At 71.5% G+C, this 15,851-nt stretch carries 14 protein-coding genes; all 14 read left to right on the forward strand.

The window, feature by feature from the left end; translation table 11 throughout:
• Nucleotides 1-5 precede the first annotated feature (5 nt).
• The 14 genes from rsmH to ftsA are packed head-to-tail and all read left to right on the forward strand — an operon-like array spanning nucleotide 6 to nucleotide 15,818.
• Nucleotides 6-935, forward strand: coding sequence for a 16S rRNA (cytosine(1402)-N(4))-methyltransferase RsmH (gene rsmH / locus HRU81_00970; protein ID QOJ30793.1), 930 nt, complete (start codon nucleotides 6-8; stop codon nucleotides 933-935).
• Entirely contained in the window at nucleotides 932-1,207 is a 276-nt protein-coding gene (gene ftsL, locus HRU81_00975) for a cell division protein FtsL (protein ID QOJ30794.1), read from the forward strand. The genes rsmH and ftsL overlap by 4 nt, the downstream gene beginning before the upstream one ends.
• A complete protein-coding gene (locus HRU81_00980) occupies nucleotides 1,204-2,943 on the forward strand; it encodes a penicillin-binding protein 2 (GenBank protein ID QOJ30795.1) in 1,740 nt (579 codons plus the stop codon). Before ftsL ends, HRU81_00980 begins: the two co-directional genes overlap by 4 nt.
• Nucleotides 2,940-4,430 (forward strand): UDP-N-acetylmuramoyl-L-alanyl-D-glutamate--2,6-diaminopimelate ligase, encoded by a 1,491-nt coding sequence (locus HRU81_00985; protein QOJ30796.1) that lies wholly within the window; start codon nucleotides 2,940-2,942, stop codon nucleotides 4,428-4,430. The genes HRU81_00980 and HRU81_00985 overlap by 4 nt, the downstream gene beginning before the upstream one ends.
• Nucleotides 4,427-5,800 carry a UDP-N-acetylmuramoyl-tripeptide--D-alanyl-D-alanine ligase gene (gene murF, locus HRU81_00990; protein ID QOJ30797.1) on the forward strand — a complete coding sequence of 458 codons (1,374 nt, stop codon included), beginning with the start codon at nucleotides 4,427-4,429 and terminating at the stop codon, nucleotides 5,798-5,800. Before HRU81_00985 ends, murF begins: the two co-directional genes overlap by 4 nt.
• An 8-nt stretch (nucleotides 5,801-5,808) precedes the next feature.
• On the forward strand, nucleotides 5,809-6,891 hold the full coding sequence (locus tag HRU81_00995; protein ID QOJ30798.1) for a phospho-N-acetylmuramoyl-pentapeptide-transferase: 1,083 nt from the start codon (nucleotides 5,809-5,811) through the stop codon (nucleotides 6,889-6,891).
• Nucleotides 6,891-8,252, forward strand: a complete 1,362-nt coding sequence (gene murD / locus HRU81_01000; protein QOJ33225.1) for a UDP-N-acetylmuramoyl-L-alanine--D-glutamate ligase — start codon at nucleotides 6,891-6,893, stop codon at nucleotides 8,250-8,252. Before HRU81_00995 ends, murD begins: the two co-directional genes overlap by 1 nt.
• Before the next feature lie 23 nt (nucleotides 8,253-8,275).
• Nucleotides 8,276-9,439 carry a putative lipid II flippase FtsW gene (gene ftsW / locus HRU81_01005; protein QOJ33226.1) on the forward strand — a complete coding sequence of 388 codons (1,164 nt, stop codon included), beginning with the start codon at nucleotides 8,276-8,278 and terminating at the stop codon, nucleotides 9,437-9,439.
• Entirely contained in the window at nucleotides 9,436-10,521 is a 1,086-nt protein-coding gene (gene murG, locus HRU81_01010) for an undecaprenyldiphospho-muramoylpentapeptide beta-N-acetylglucosaminyltransferase (protein ID QOJ30799.1), read from the forward strand. Before ftsW ends, murG begins: the two co-directional genes overlap by 4 nt.
• Nucleotides 10,522-10,529: 8 nt before the next feature.
• Nucleotides 10,530-11,942, forward strand: a complete 1,413-nt coding sequence (gene murC, locus HRU81_01015) for a UDP-N-acetylmuramate--L-alanine ligase (GenBank protein ID QOJ33227.1) — start codon at nucleotides 10,530-10,532, stop codon at nucleotides 11,940-11,942.
• 11 nt (nucleotides 11,943-11,953) lie between these two features.
• On the forward strand, nucleotides 11,954-12,853 hold the full coding sequence (gene murB / locus HRU81_01020) for a UDP-N-acetylmuramate dehydrogenase (protein ID QOJ30800.1): 900 nt from the start codon (nucleotides 11,954-11,956) through the stop codon (nucleotides 12,851-12,853).
• The gene (locus HRU81_01025; GenBank protein ID QOJ30801.1) at nucleotides 12,850-13,815 is read left to right on the forward strand and encodes a D-alanine--D-alanine ligase; all 966 of its coding nucleotides are present in this window, start codon (nucleotides 12,850-12,852) and stop codon (nucleotides 13,813-13,815) included. Before murB ends, HRU81_01025 begins: the two co-directional genes overlap by 4 nt.
• Nucleotides 13,805-14,590 carry an FtsQ-type POTRA domain-containing protein gene (locus HRU81_01030; GenBank protein ID QOJ30802.1) on the forward strand — a complete coding sequence of 262 codons (786 nt, stop codon included), beginning with the start codon at nucleotides 13,805-13,807 and terminating at the stop codon, nucleotides 14,588-14,590. The genes HRU81_01025 and HRU81_01030 overlap by 11 nt, the downstream gene beginning before the upstream one ends.
• Entirely contained in the window at nucleotides 14,583-15,818 is a 1,236-nt protein-coding gene (gene ftsA / locus HRU81_01035) for a cell division protein FtsA (GenBank protein QOJ30803.1), read from the forward strand. The genes HRU81_01030 and ftsA overlap by 8 nt, the downstream gene beginning before the upstream one ends.
• Nucleotides 15,819-15,851 lie beyond the last annotated feature (33 nt).

The raw sequence follows: 15,851 nt of genomic DNA on the forward strand, positions 1-15,851 counted from the left end.
GGGGGTTGGAGGTGCAAGGCCATGTTCCGGTTCTCCTCGACGAGGTGCTCCACGGCCTTGCCGTCCAGCCGGATGGCGCCTACGTGGATGCGACCTTCGGTCGGGGCGGGCATAGCCGGGTGATCCTCGGGGCGCTGGGACCGCGCGGCCGCCTGGTCGCGCTGGACCGGGATCCCGATGCGGTACGGGTGGGCCGGGAGCTGGCACAGGCGGACTCCCGGTTCGCGATAGAACAACAAGGCTTCGGTCAATTGCGGCGGGTCGTGGAAGCACAAGGTCTGGCAAGCGGGGTGGACGGAATCCTGTTCGACCTGGGCGTGTCGTCGCCCCAGGTCGACACGCCGGCGCGTGGTTTCAGCTTCCAGCATGAAGGCCCGCTGGACATGCGCATGGATCCGGCATCCGGCCCGAGCGCGGCCGACTGGCTCAATGCCGCCGAGGAGCGCGAGATCGCCAGCGTGCTGCGCCGGCTGGGAGAGGAGCCCGCAGCCGGGCGCATCGCCCGCGCCATCTGCGAGCGGCGCCTGCAGCAGCCGCTGCGCACCACCAGCGATCTCGCCGCGCTGGTGCTGTCGGTGATGCCGCGGCGGGGGCCGCGCCATCCGGCGACGCGGGTGTTCCAGGCCATCCGCATCTACATCAACCGCGAACTCGAGGAGCTCGAGGCCGGCCTGGCGCAGGCGCTGGACCTGCTGCGCATGGGCGGGCGCCTGTGCGTCATCAGCTTCCACTCGCTCGAGGACCGCATCGCCAAGCGCTTCCTGCGCGACCATTCACGTGTCAGCCCGGCGCTGGCCAGCCTGCCCGTGGTGCCTGCCTCGGCGCGGCCGCGCCTGCAGCTCGTCGGCGGCGCCATCCACGCGGGTGACGCCGAGCTGGCGGCCAATCCGCGGGCGCGCAGCGCGGTGTTGCGCGTGGCGGAGAAGCTGGCATGAACACGGCGCTGCGCAATCGCTGCCTGTTTGCGGCCCTGGTGGCCGCGGTGCTGGCCTCCGCCGTCGCGGTGGTCTACGCCAAACACGAAAACCGCAAGCTGTTTGCCGAGCTGCAGGTGCTCACGCAGCAGCGCGACCAGCTCGAGGTGGACTGGAGCCGCCTGCAGGTCGAGCAGAGCACCTGGTCCACGCACGCCAGGGTGGAGCAGCTCGGCCGCGGCGAGATGCACATGCGCAGCCCCGGCCCGGACGAGATCCGGTCGCTGCCATGAGTACGCGCGGAGAAGAGGGGCGGTCGCCCCAGCAGAGCTTCCGGATCCGCTGGGCCGTTGCCTGCGCGATGCTGGTGCTGATGGCCCTGGTGCTGGTCGGGCGCGCGGTGCACCTGCAGGTCTTCAACAAGGGCTTCCTCATCAGCCAGGCCGAGGCGCGCCACCTGAGGACCGCCAAGATCTCGGCCAACCGCGGCGTCATCACCGACCGCAACGGCCAGCCACTCGCCGCCTCCATGCCGGTGGACAGCCTCTGGGTGAGCCCGCAGGAACTGGCACGTGCCCCGGAGTTCATCCCCCGGCTCGCCAAGGCGCTGGGCATCGAACCCGGCGGCTTTGCGCGGCAGATCACGCGCAATGTCGACAAGGACTTCATGTACCTGCAGCGGCACATGAACCCGGCCGATGCGCAGGCCATCCTCGACAAGGGCATTCCCGGCGTGCACGTGCTGCGCGAGTACCGCCGCTATTACCCGGCCGGCGAGGTGGCCGGGCACCTGGTGGGCTTCACCAACGTCGACGACGATGGCCAGGAGGGCATGGAGCTGGAATTCGACGGCTGGCTGCGCGGCCATCCGGGCAAGAAGCTGGTGCTCCGCGACCGGCTGGGCCGCGTGGTGGAGGACGTCGAGCGGCTGGAGCCGCCCCGTCCCGGGCGGGAGGTGGCCGCCTCCATCGATCTTCGCATCCAGTACCTGGCCTACCGGGAGCTCAAGGCAGCGGTGCAGGAGAACCGGGCGCTGTCGGGTTCCGCCGTGGTGCTCGATGCGGAAACCGGCGAGGTGCTGGCCATGGTCAACCAGCCTTCCTACAACCCCAACGACCGCTCGCAGTACGCGCCGGGCCGCTTCCGCAACCGCGCCATCACCGACCTGTTCGAGCCGGGTTCGAGCTTCAAGCCGCTGATCATCGCCGCGGCGCTGGAGAGCGGGCAGTGGCAGCGTGACAGCCGCGTGGACACCTCGCCGGGCATGCTGCAGGTGGCCAACAAGGTCATCGAGGACGAGCACAACCTCGGCGTCATCGACCTGGCCACGGTGCTGGCCCGCTCCAGCAACGTCGGCGTCACCAAGGTGGCGCTGTCGCTGCCCTCCGAGCAGCTGTGGAGCGTGCTCAACCGCTTCGGCATCGGGCGGCCGACGTCCAGCGGCTTTCCCGGCGAATCCGCGGGGCTGCTGAGCCCGTACGAGAACTGGCGGCCGATCGCCAAGGCCACCATGGCCTACGGCTATGGCCTGTCGGTGACGCCATTGCAGCTGGCGCAGAGCTACGCAGTGTTCGCGGCCGATGGCGTGATGCGCCCGGTGTCGCTGGTCCGCGTGGATCACCCGCCAATCGGCCGCAAGGTGCTGTCGACGGACAATGCGCGTGCCATGGTGGAGCTGCTCGAGCACGTGGTGGCTCCGGACGGTACCGGCCTGCGCGCCGCGGTCGCCGGATATCGCGTCGCCGGCAAGACGGGCACGGCCCGGAAGTTCGAGGTCGGTGGCTATTCCTCCGAGCGCTACACCGCCGTCTTCGCCGGTGTCGCGCCGGTGAGCCGGCCGCGGCTGGCGGTGGTCGTCGTGGTGGACGAGCCGCGGGCTGGCGAGTACTACGGCGGCGCGGTGGCCGCGCCCGTGTTCTCGAAGATCGTCGCGGGCGCCATGCGCATCCTGGCCATCGCCCCCGACAAGCCCGTGGCGCCGGCGGGCAGGCAACCGGCGACGGCGGTCACGGCCGCGAACAACCCATGATGGCCGCAGCGGAAACCGACATGGAGCTGAGCCAGCTGTTTCCGGGCCTCGTCCCCGCGCCACCGTCGCTGGATGTGCCCGACATCGCCACCCACAGCGCCGAGGTGGTGCCAGGCGGGCTGTTCCTGGCCTGCGCCGGCAGCCGCGACCACGGCCTGCGCTTCCTCGGCGATGCGCTGGACCATGGCGCCGGCGCCGTGGCCTGGGAGCCGCAGCCGGCTCTCCCGCCTCCGGGCCTGCCGGCAGGCGTGGTGGGCCTGCCGGTTCCCGGCCTGCGCCGCGAACTCGGCGGCATCGCCAACCGCTTCTTCGCCAGGCCATCGGCCGGCATCTCGGTCACCGGCATCACCGGCACCAATGGCAAGACCACCGTGGCCTGGCTGCTGGCGCAGGCACTCGGCCATCTCGGCCACCGCGCCGGTTACATGGGTACGCTCGGCTATGGCAGCGTCACCGCGCTGCGGCCGGAACCGCTGACCACGCCGGGTTGCGTGACCGTGCACCGGCACCTGCGCGAGCTGGCCGACGCCGGCCTGGACGACGTGGCCATGGAGGTGTCGTCCCATGCCCTCGACCAGGGGCGCGTGGATGGCGTGGCCTTCCGCATCACCGCCTTCACCAACCTCAGCCGCGATCACCTCGACTATCACGGCGACCTCGCGAGCTATGGCCGCGCCAAGCAGCGGCTGTTCCTCGAGAGCGGTGCCGCCACCGCCGTCATCAACCTCGGCGATGCGTTCGGCCGCGAGCTGGCCGGCCGCTTGCCGGCGGGCATGCGGCTGGTTGGCGTTGCCGCCACGCCGGGCCAGGGTGCGGCCGTGGAGATCTCACCGCTGGCCGGTGGCCGGCCAGGCCGGCGCCTGCGACTGGAGGTGGAGGGCAGCGGCGTGGAGTTCGACTCCCTGCTGCTGGGCACCTTCAACCTGGAGAACCTGGCGCTGGCCGCCGGCATCCTCCACGCGCAGGGCTTCGCGCCGGCGGCGATTGCCACCGCGCTCGCCACCTGCCAGGCGCCGCCCGGACGCATGCAGGTGCTGTCCTCCGGCGCCGGGCCGCGCGTGGTGGTGGATTTCGCCCATACGCCGGATGCCCTGCGGCGCGTGCTGGAAGCGCTGCGCGAGGAGGCTCCGGCCCGCCTGTGGTGCGTGTTCGGCTGCGGTGGCGATCGTGACGCCGGCAAGCGCCCGCTGATGGGTGCGGTGGCGCGCGAGCTGGCCGACCGCCTGGTCGTCACCGACGACAATCCGCGCAGCGAGGATCCGGATGCCATCGTCGCGGCCATCCTCGAGGGCGCCGGCAGCGGCCCGCAGGTCGAGGTCATCCGTGATCGTGCCGCCGCGATCCGTCATGCGGTGGGCATGGCCGCCCGCGACGACGTGGTGCTGATCGCCGGCAAGGGCCACGAGGCGGTGCAGATCGTCGGTCACGAGGCCCGTGCCTTCTCCGACCAGGCGGTGGCGGGCGCGGCGCTCGCCGGACGCACATGAGCATGGGTCGCCTGTCCATGGTAGCGGAGGCGGTGGGCGGCACGCTCTTCGGCGCCGACGCCGAATTCGCCGCGGTGAGCACCGATACCCGCAGCCTGCAGCCCGGCGAGCTGTTCTTCGCGCTGCGCGGCGCCAGCAACGATGGCGGCGCCTTCGTCGCCGAGGCGGCCCGGCTCGGTGCGGCCGGCGCCGTGGTGACCGCGCGCCAGCCGGGCGCCTTGCCGCAGGTGGAGGTGGCCGACACCCGTCTCGCCCTGGGCGAACTGGCCCGCGCCTGGCGCGCGCGCTTCGACATCCCGCTGATCGGCATCACCGGCTCCAACGGCAAGACCACGGTCAAGGAGATGACGGCGGCGATCATGCGCGTCGCCCTCGGCGGCAGCGTGGATCCGCTGCTGGTGACCTGGGGCAACCTCAACAACGAGATCGGCCTGCCGCGCACGCTGCTGTACCTGAACGAGAGCCACCGCGCGGCGGTGATCGAGATGGGCGCCGCGAGGCGCGGCGACATCGCCTACCTGGCGCGCATCGCCTGCCCCACCGTGGCGGTGGTGACCAATGCCGCGCGCGCCCACCTGCAGGGCTTCGGCAGCGTCGACGACGTGGCTGCCACGAAGGGCGAGATCTACGATTCCCTGCCGCAGACCGGCACCGCGGTGGTCAACCGCGACGACCGCTTCTTCCACGCCTGGTGGGAACGCAGCGCGGGCCGCCAGCGCCTGAGTTTCGGCCTGCACCCGGATGCCGATTTCCGCGCCACCGACATCGTCGTCTCCGGAACCATCGGTTTCACGCTGCACGGGGCCGGCACCGCCTTGCCGGTGCGCCTGGCCATGGCCGGAGCGCACAACGTGCTCAATGCGCTGGCCGCCGCCGCCGCCGCCCACGCCGCCGGGGCGCAGCCGGCTGCCATCGCGGCCGGCCTGGCCGCGGTGCGCAATGTCGCCGGCCGCCTGCGCCGGGTACCGGCCCAGCTGCGGCTGGCGCTCTACGACGACAGCTACAACGCCAATCCCGGCTCGGTGCGCGCCGCGATCGCCTTTCTCGGCAGCCAGGCCGGCGAGCGCTGGCTGGTGCTGGGCGACATGGCCGAGCTCGGGCCCGACAGCCTGAAGATGCACCGCGAGATGGGCGAATGCGCACGCCTGGCCGGCATCTCCCGGCTCTATTGCGCCGGCGTCAACAGCGCGGCAGCAGCCGAGGCCTTCGGCAGCAACGCACGCCACTACGTGGAGGTGCCGGCCCTCGCCGCAGCGTTGGCGGCGGAGGTACATCCCGGCATCACCGTGCTCGTCAAGGGTTCCCGCTCCATGGGCATGGAACGGGTGGTGCAGGCGCTGGCCGCGGACAGCGGCCCGGCAGGGCACTGAGGCCGGCGATGCTGTACCTCGCTGCGGAATTCCTCACGCGCTTCGTCTCGGGCTTCAACCTGTTCACGTACATCACCATGCGGGCGATCATGAGCGCGCTGACGGCGCTGATCCTCTCGCTGGTGCTCGGGCCGGGCCTGATCCGCCGCCTCACGGAAAAGAAGATCGGCCAGACGGTGCGCAACGACGGCCCGGGCAGCCACCTGCCCAAGGCCGGTACGCCGACCATGGGCGGTACGCTGATCCTGCTGGCGATCGCCGCGGGCACGCTGCTCTGGGCCGACCTGCGCAGCCATTACGTCTGGGTGGTGCTCGGCGTGACGCTGGCCTACGGCCTGATCGGTTTCGTGGACGACTACCGCAAGCTGACCCGCCGCGACCCGAAGGGCCTCTCGGCCCGCGCCAAGTTCACCGGCCAGCTGCTGGTGGCCCTGGCGGCGGCGGGTTACCTGTACGCGCTGGCGGACCGGCCCCAGGAGACGGCGCTGCTGGTCCCGTACCTGAAGAACCTGGCCATCCCGCTGGGCGGCTTCTACATCGCCTTCGTGACGCTGGTGATCGTCGGCACCAGCAATGCGGTGAACCTCACCGACGGGCTCGACGGCCTGGCCACCATGCCGGCGGTGCTGGTGGCTGGAGCGCTCGGCGTCTTTGCCTATGCCGCGGGCAATGTCATCTATTCCCGCTACCTCGGCATTCCCTACGTGGCCGGCGCGGGCGAGATGCTGGTGTTCTGCTCGGCGCTGGCGGGTGCCGGCCTCGGCTTCCTCTGGTTCAACGCCTATCCGGCCCAGGTGTTCATGGGAGACGTCGGCGCGCTCGCGCTCGGTGGCGCGCTCGGCGCCGTGGCGGTGGTGGTGCGCCAGGAGCTGGTGCTGGTGATCATGGGCGGCATCTTCGTCGCCGAGACCGTCTCGGTGATGATCCAGGTGGCGTCGTTCAAGCTGACCGGCAAGCGCGTGTTCCGCATGGCGCCGCTGCACCACCACTTCGAGCTCAAGGGCTGGGCCGAGCCCAAGGTCATCGTGCGCTTCTGGATCATCACCGTGATCCTGGTTCTGGTCGGGCTCTCGAGCCTGAAGATCCGATGATGGCCGCGCGCAGCAACGGCATCGTGGAACCGGGCGCCGCCACATCCCGCGAGGTGCTGGTGCTCGGCATGGGCATCACCGGCGCGTCCTGCGCGCGACACCTGGCGGCGCGCGGCCTCACGGCCTGGTTCGCCGACACGCGGTCCGGACCGCCCGGGCTGGCGGCAATCCGCGCGGCGATGCCGGAAGCCGGGCTGCTGGCGGGCGCGGTGCCGGCCACGGTACCCGAGGGAGTCGGCAGGCTGGTGGTCTCGCCAGGCGTCGACCTCGACCTGCCGGTGCTGCTCGACGCCCGCCGCCGCGGCCTGCCGGTGCTGAGCGACCTCGACCTGTTCGCCGCCGACTGCCGGGCGCCGATGCTCGGCATCACCGGTTCCAACGGCAAGAGCACGGTGACGACGATGGTCGGCGCGCTGCTCACGGCTGGCGGCTGGCCGGTGGCCGTCGGTGCCAACCTCGGCACGCCGGCGCTCGACCTGCTCGGCGCCGGGGTGCAGGCCTACGTGCTGGAACTCTCCAGCTTCCAGCTCGAGCGCAGCGCGCCGCTGGCGCTCGCGGCGGCCGTGGTCCTCAACGTCGCCCCGGATCACCTCGACAAGCACGGCGACATGGCGGCCTACGCGGCGGCGAAGGCGCGCATCTACTCGCGCTGCGCCGTCGCCGTGCTGAACCGCGACGAACCGGCGCTCGCTGCCATGGTGCCGGCCGGCACGCGGGTGATCGGCTTCGGCCTCGGCCGTCCGCAGGGCGAGGACTTCGGGCTCATCACCAGCCAGGGGAGCGAGTGGCTGGCGCAGGGCGAGCGCCTGCTGCTGCCGGTCGCCGACCTCGGCACCACCGGCCGCCACAATGTCGCCAATGCGCTGGCGGCACTGGCGATGGTCGCGGCTGCCGGCGGACCGCCGGACACCGCGGCCGTGCTGCGCGGCTTCCACGGCCTGCCGCACCGGATGCAGCTGGTGGCCAGGGCGCAGGGCATCACCTGGATCGATGACTCCAAGGCCACCAACGTCGCGGCTGCGGTGACCGCCATCCGCGGCACCAGCGGTCCGCTGGTGCTCATCGCCGGCGGCGACGCCAAGGGACAGGCATTCGACGAACTGGCCGCGGCGCTGCGCGGGCGACAGGCGGCGGTGATCCTCATCGGGCAGGACCGCGGGCGGATGCAGCGTGAACTGCAGGGCAGCGCTGCCGTGGAACTGGCCGACACGCTGCCCGGGGCCGTGGACCGCGCCCGTGAACTGGCGCCGGCCGGCGCCACCGTGCTGCTGGCTCCGGCCTGCAGCAGCCTCGACATGTTCCGCAACTACGAGCACCGCGGCCAGGTCTTCGCCGCCGCAGTGCGCGGGCAGGCATCGTGAGCGCGCGCCTGGAAGCCGGACGGATGTTCAGCGTGCAGGCGGAGCAGCGTTTCGACCTGGTGCTGGTGCTGGCCGTGGCGGCGCTGCTGGGCGTCGGCCTGGTGATGGTGGCTTCCGCCTCGATGTCGCTCGCCGAACGCAACTACGGTGGCCCGCTGTACTTCTTCTGGCGCCAGCTCGGCGCCGTGGGCGCCGGCCTGCTTGGTGGCTGGGCGATGCTGCGCACGCCCACCGCGATCTGGGAGCGGCTCGGGCCGATGCTGCTGGTGCTGGCCCTCGGGCTGCTGCTGGCAGTCCTGCTGCCGGGCTTCGGTCGCACCGTCAACGGCAGCACGCGCTGGCTCAGCGTGGCCGGAATCAACCTCATCCAGGTGTCGGAGCCGGCGCGCCTGCTGATGCTGCTGTACTTCGCCGGCTACGCCGTGCGTCGCAACCAGGAATTGCGTGGCAGCTTCGCCGGTTTCGCGCGGCCGATCGGCCTGAGCATCCTCGCCTGCGGGATGTTGCTCCTGCAGCCGGATTTCGGCGCGGCGCTGATGCTCATGGTGGTGACGCTGGCGGTGCTGTTCGCGGCCGGCGGCCGCATCCGCGACTTCATGATCTGCGCCGCCGCGGTACTGGTGCTGGGAGCACTGGCGGCAGTGGCCGCGCCCTACCGCGTGGTGCGCCTGACCTCCTTCCTCAATCCCTGGCTGGACCCGTACAAGACCGGCTTCCAGCTCACCAACTCGCTGATCGCCATCGGCACCGGCGAGTGGTCCGGGCTCGGCCTCGGCGGCAGCGTGCAGAAGCTCTTTTACCTGCCCGAGGCGCACACCGATTTCGTCTTCGCCGTCATTGCCGAGGAGTTCGGGCTGGTGGGCAGCGTGACGCTGGTGGCGCTCTTCGGCGTGGTGATCTGGCGGGCGCTGCTGGTGGCGCGCCACGCGGCGCTGCGCGAGCGCTGGTACCAGGCCTGCGTGGCCTTCGGCTTCGCCGTCTGGCAGGGCGCGCAGGTGTTCATCAACATCGGCGTGAACATGGGCATCCTGCCCACCAAGGGCCTGACGCTGCCGCTGGTGAGCTATGGCCGGAGCAGCCTGCTGGTGACGCTGATCGGCTTCGGCCTGCTCCTGCGCATCGACATGGAGAACCGCGGGGCGGTCGGTCGCCGGCGCGCGGCGGCCGAGCGGAGGACCACGGCATGAAGCGCGCACCGGTCCTCATCATGGCCGGCGGCACCGGCGGACACGTGTTCCCGGCGCTGGCGGTGGCGCGCATCCTGCGCGGGCGCGACGAGCAGGTCGTGTGGCTCGGCAGCCGCAACGGCATGGAGACGCGGCTGGTCCCGCAGGACGGCTTCGAGATCGAGACCATCCGCGTCAGCGGCCTGCGCCGCAAGGGCCTGCTCGCCTGGCTCGGCGCGCCCTGGCAACTGGCGTTGGCCCTGGCGGACGCGCTGCGCGTGATGCGCCGGCGGCGGCCGAAGGCCGTGCTCGGCATGGGGGGCTTTGCCTCCGGGCCGGGTGGCGTCGCTGCCTGGCTGCTCGGCCGGCCGCTGGTCATCCACGAGCAGAACGCCGTGGCCGGTCTCACCAATCGCCTTCTGGCTGGATTGGCCCGGGAAGTGCTGGAAGCCTTCCCGGGCAGTTTTTCCGCCGGAAGAAACCGGCGCGTGACGGGCAATCCCGTGCGCGCCGACATCGCGCAGCTGCCCGAGCCGGCGGAGCGGCTGGCCGGACGCAGCGGTCCGCTGCGCCTGCTGGTGCTCGGCGGCAGCCAGGGCGCGCGGGTGCTCAACGAGAACCTGGCGCCGGCACTGGCATTGCTGCCCGCCGCGACACGCCCCGAGGTCTGGCACCAGGCTGGCGAGGCAACGCTGGATGTGGCCCGCTCCGCCTATCGTCAGGCCGGCATCGAGGCGCGCACCGATGCCTTCATCACCGACATGGCGGCCGCCTATGCCTGGGCGGACCTCGTGGTCTGCCGCGCCGGTGCGCTGACCATCGCCGAGCTGGCGGCCGCCGGGCTGCCGGCGGTGCTGGTGCCGCTCCCGGGTGCGGTGGACGATCACCAGACGCGCAACGCCGCCTTCCTCGTCGATGCGGGGGCCGCGGTGCTGCTGCCGCAGGCGGAGCTGACGCCGGCGCGCCTCGCCGCCGAGATCCATGCCTACGACGGTGCCCGCAGGCTGGTGCTGGAGCGCGCCCGCAAGGCCCGCGCCCAGGCGCGGCCCGGCGCGGCGGAAGCGATCGCCGAGCTGTGCCTGCGAATGGCGGAGGCCGCATGAACCAGCGCATGCGCAAGATCCAGCGCATCCACCTGGTCGGCATCGGTGGCGTCGGCATGGGCGGCATCGCCGAGGTATTGCTGAACCTCGGCTACGAGGTGCAGGGCTCGGATCTCAGGGAATCGGCGATGACGGCGCGCCTGGCACGGCTCGGTGCCCGCATCTTCGTCGGCCACCATGCCGCCAATGTCGATGGCGCCGACGTGGTCGTGGTGTCCACGGCGGTGGATGCGGCCAACCCCGAGCTGGGCGCGGCCCGCGCCCAGCGCAAGCCGGTGGTGCGCCGCGCGGAGATGCTGGCCGAGCTGATGCGGTTCCGCTACGCCATCGCGGTTTCCGGCAGCCACGGCAAGACCACGACCACGAGCCTGGTGGCCAGCGTGCTGGCGGAGGCCGGCGAGGATCCCACCTTCGTCATCGGCGGGCGCCTGAAGAGCGCGGACACCAACGGCCGGCTCGGTGCCGGCAGGTACCTGGTGGCCGAGGCGGACGAGAGCGACGCATCGTTCATCCACCTGCAGCCGATGATCGCGGTGGTGACCAACATCGACAGCGATCACCTCGGCACCTACGGCGGCGACATCGGCCGGCTGCGCCAGACCTTCGTCGAGTTCCTGCACAACCTGCCGTTCTACGGACTGGCGATCCTCTGCGTGGATGATCCCGGCGTCGCGGCCATCGCCGCCGAGGTGCAGCGCCCGACGGTCACCTACGGACTGGGCGAGGGTGCCGACGTGCGGGGCGTGGACATCCGTGCCGAGGGCCTGCGCTCGCATTTCCGCGTGCTGCGCCCGGGCGGACGGCCGCCGCTGGAGGTCACGCTGAACCTGCCCGGGCGGCACAACGTGCGCAATGCCCTGGCGGCCGTGGCGCTGGCCGACGAACTGGCGCTCGACGACCAGGCGGTGCAGCGCGCGCTCGCGGAATTTCAGGGCATCGATCGCCGCCTGCAGGTACTCGGCGAGGTGCAGACCGCCAGCGGCCGGATCGTGCTGGTGGATGACTACGGCCACCATCCCACGGAGATCGCCGCCACCATGCGCGCTGCCCGCGATGCCTGGCCTGGCCGGCGCCTGGTCGTCGCCTTCCAGCCGCATCGCTACACCCGCACGCGGGACCTGCTCGACGACTTCGCCGAGGTGCTCTCGGCGGCCGACACGCTGCTGGTCTGCGAGGTGTATGCCGCCGGCGAGGACCCGATCGCCGGGGCCGACGGGCGCGCCATCTGCCGCGCGGTGCGCAGCCGCGGCACCGTGGAGCCGGTGTTCGTCTCCAGGCTGGACCGGCTGCCGCGACAGCTGGCGAGCGTCATCCAGGAGGGCGATGTGGTGCTGACCCTGGGCGCGGGTGATATCGGCGCCGTGGCGCAGAAGCTGCCGGCCGCGCTGGCGCGCCGCCCGGCCCCGGGGCGCAACCCGTGAGGGCCGTGGTCATGGCAGCACCGGAAAAAGCCAGGATCTCCTACGCCGAACCGATGGCCCGGCACACGTCCTGGCGCGTCGGCGGCCCGGCAGACGTGTACTTCAAGCCGCGATCACGCGACGAACTGGTCGACTACCTGCAGCGCCTGGATCCTGCCACCGCCGTCCACTGGGTCGGACTCGGCAGCAACCTGCTGGTGCGCGACGGCGGCATTCGCGGCGTGGTCATCGCCACGGCCGGCTGCCTCGAGCACCTGCGCCACATCGGCGACGGGCTGGTGGAGGCCGAGGCCGGCGTGCCCTGCACGGTGCTGGCGCGGCACTGCGCGCGCTGGGGAGTCGGTCCGGCCAGTTTCTTCGCCGGCATTCCCGGGACCGTCGGCGGGGCGCTGGCGATGAACGCCGGCGCCTTCGGCGGCGAGACCTGGCAGCACGTGGTCGAGGTGGAAACGGTCAATCGCCGTGGCGAGGTGGCGCGCCGCAGCCCGGAGGACTACCGGGTCGCCTATCGCGAGGTCCGGGGACCCGCGGGCGAGTGGTTCCTCGCGGCCCGCTTCCGCTTCGATCCATCGCGGCCCACCAGCCTCGATGCGGTGCGCGCGCTGATCCAGGAGCGCCAGGCGAAGCAGCCGCTGGGCATGCCGAGCTGCGGCTCCGTGTTCCGCAACCCGCCGGGCGATTTCGCCGGGCGGCTCATCGAAGCGGCGGGGCTGAAGGGCGCGCGCATCGGCGGCGCCCAGGTCTCGGAGAAGCACGCCAACTTCATCATCAACACCGGCAAGGCCACTGCCGCCGACATCGAGGCGCTGATCGGTCATGTCCAGGCACGGGTCGCGGAGGTCCATGGCATCAGCCTCGTACCCGAAGTGCATGTGCTGGGCGAGGCCGCGGGCAGGGAGAGCAGGGGATGATTTCCGGCAGGTATCCGCGCATCAGCGATCCGGCGCGTTTCGGCAAGGTCGCCGTGCTCCTCGGCGGCAAGTCGTCGGAACGCGAGATCTCGCTGCTGACCGGCGAGGCCGTGCACCAGGCGCTGATGCGCCAGGGCGTGCAGGCGGAGCGCCTCGATCCGACGGCTGATTTCCCGGCCGCGCTCCAGCGGGGCGGCTTCGACCGCGTCTGGATCGCCCTGCATGGCCGCGGTGGCGAGGACGGCAGCATGCAGGGGCTGCTCAGCTGCCTTGGCATTCCCTTCACCGGCAGCGGCGTGCTCGGCTCGGCCATCGCCATGGACAAGCTGCGCACCAAGCGCCTGCTGGCGGCCGTTGGCGTGCCGACCCCGCGCTTCCACGTGCTCGGCAGCGAGCGCGATTTCGCGCCCGCACTGGCCGACCTCGGGTTGCCGTTGATCGTCAAGCCGGCCTGCGAGGGCTCCAGCATCGGCATGAGCAAGGTGCAGCGCGCGGAGGACCTGCCGCACGCGTATGCGGCGGCCGCGCGCTTCGGCGACGAGGTGTTCTGCGAGGAGTGGATCCAGGGCGCCGAATACACCGCTGCCATCCTCCATGGCCGCGTGCTGCCGCTGATCCGCATCGAGGCCAGGGCGATCTTCTACGACTACCAGGCCAAGTACTTCAGCGACGAGACCCGCTACATCTGCCCCTGCGGCCTGGCGCCGGAAACCGAGCGGCGCTTCGCGGCGGTGGCCGCCGCGGCCTTCGACACCGTGGCGGCATCGGGCTGGGGCCGGGTGGACCTGATGGTCGGCGCGGATGGCGTTGCCAGGGTGCTCGAGGTCAACACCGTTCCCGGCATGACCAGCCACAGCCTGGTGCCGATGGCGGCAGCCGCGGCCGGCATCGGCTTCGATGAACTCGTCTGGCGCATCCTCGAGACGAGTTTTCCGGTGGAGGGCCCGAGCCATGCTGCGTAGGCGCAACCGGCGTCGCAGCGAGCGGCCGGCCATGGCCATGCCGGCGATCCCCTGGCGCGGCATCGGCCTGGCCGCTGCGGTGCTTGTCCTCGCCGCGGGCGGCTACCAGTCCGGCGCCTGGCTGCTCAACCGGCCGATCGTCACGCTCAGGCTCACCGGGCCGTTCCAGCGTGTCTCGGCCATCCAGATCGAGGCCCTGGTGGAGCCCTACGCGAGGGCGGGATTCCTCGACGTCGACATCGAGGCCCTGCAGGCGGGCCTCACGGCGCTGCCCTGGGTGGCGAACGTGGAGGTGCGACGCCGCTATCCGGGCACGCTGGAGATCGGCGTGCGCGAGGAGCGGCCCGTTGCCTGCTGGGGCGAGCGTGGCCTGCTCAACGCGGCCGGCGAACTGTTCCTGCCCGATGCGGAGCACGTGCCCGCCGAGCTGCCGCGCCTGAAGGGACCGCCGGGGACCGAGGCGCAGGTGACGCAGCGCTACTTTGCCGTGCAGGAACAGCTCGAGCATCGCGGCATGTCCGCCGCCAGCGTCACGCTCGACGAGCGCGGGGCCTGGGCATTCCAGACCAGCAACGGCCTGCAGGTGCGCCTCGGGGCCAACGGCGTCGACGAACGCATCGAGCGCTTCTTCCAGGTGCTCGACCGGACCCTGACCCACATGGCGGGTGAAGTGGACTACGTGGACATGCGCTATCCGAACGGCTTTGCCATTGGCTGGAAGAGCCCAGCCGCGGTACGCACCGCACCCGAGGAGGAGCGCCGCCCGCATGCCTAGGAAATCCGAGCAGCGCCTGCTGGTAGGGCTCGACATCGGCACCTCGAAGGTGGTGGCGATCGTCGGCGAATTGCAGGAGGACAACTCGCTGGAAGTCATCGGCTTCGGCATGCACGCCTCCCGCGGCCTCAAGAAGGGCGTGGTGGTCAACATCGAGTCCACGGTGAATTCGATCCAGCGCGCGGTGGAGGAGGCCGAGCTGATGGCCGGCTGCGAGATCCACGCGGTCTACACCGGCATCGCCGGCAGCCACGTGCGCAGCCTCAACTCCCACGGCATCGTCGCCATCCGCGACCGCGAGGTGACCCGCAGCGACGTCGACCGCGTCATCGACGCGGCGCGCGCCGTGGCCATTCCGGCCGACCAGAAGATCCTGCACGTACTGCCCCAGGAATTCATCATCGACGGGCAGGAGGGCATCCGCGAGCCGATCGGCATGTCGGGCGTGCGCCTCGAGGCCCGCGTACACATGGTGACTGGCGCGGCGAGCGCCGCCCAGAACATCGTCAAGTGCGTGCAGCGCTGCGGCCTGGAAGTGGAGGACATCGTGCTGGAGCAGCTCGCATCCAGCCACGCGGTGCTTACCGACGACGAGAAGGAGCTCGGCGTCTGCCTGGTCGACGTCGGCGGCGGCACCACCGACATCGCGGTGTTCAATTCCGGCGCCATCCGCCACACCGCGGTGATCCCCATCGCCGGCGACCAGGTGACCAACGACATCGCCATCTCCCTGCGTACGCCGACGCAGTACGCGGAGGAGATCAAGATCAAGTACGCCTGTGCGCTGTCGCAGCTGGCCACGGCCGAGGAGACCATCGAGGTGCCCAGCGTGGGCGATCGTCCGTCCCGGCGCCTGGCGCGGCAGACGCTGGCGGAGGTGGTCGAGCCCCGCTACGAGGAGCTGTTCGGCTTCGTCCGTGACGAACTGCGCCGCAGCGGCTTCGAGGAGATGGTGGCGGCCGGCGTGGTGCTCACCGGTGGCAGCGCCAAGATGGAGGGGGCGGTGGAACTGGCCGAGGAGGTGTTCCACATGCCGGTGCGCCTCGGCCTGCCGCAGCATGTGCGCGGGCTTGGCGACGTGGTGCGCAACCCGATCCATGCCACCGGTGTCGGCCTGCTCCTGTACGCGCGGGATCGTGCCGCCAGGCCCGGCGGCGAGACACCCGTCGGTTCCGGGATGCAGGACGTCTGGGCCCGCATGAAGGCCTGGTTCCAGGGAAGCTTTTAAGGGGCCCCTGACTCATAGAGGCCCCGAAGGTGC

Source organism: Gammaproteobacteria bacterium (genome assembly GCA_015709695.1).
Lineage (GTDB): Bacteria > Pseudomonadota > Gammaproteobacteria > Steroidobacterales.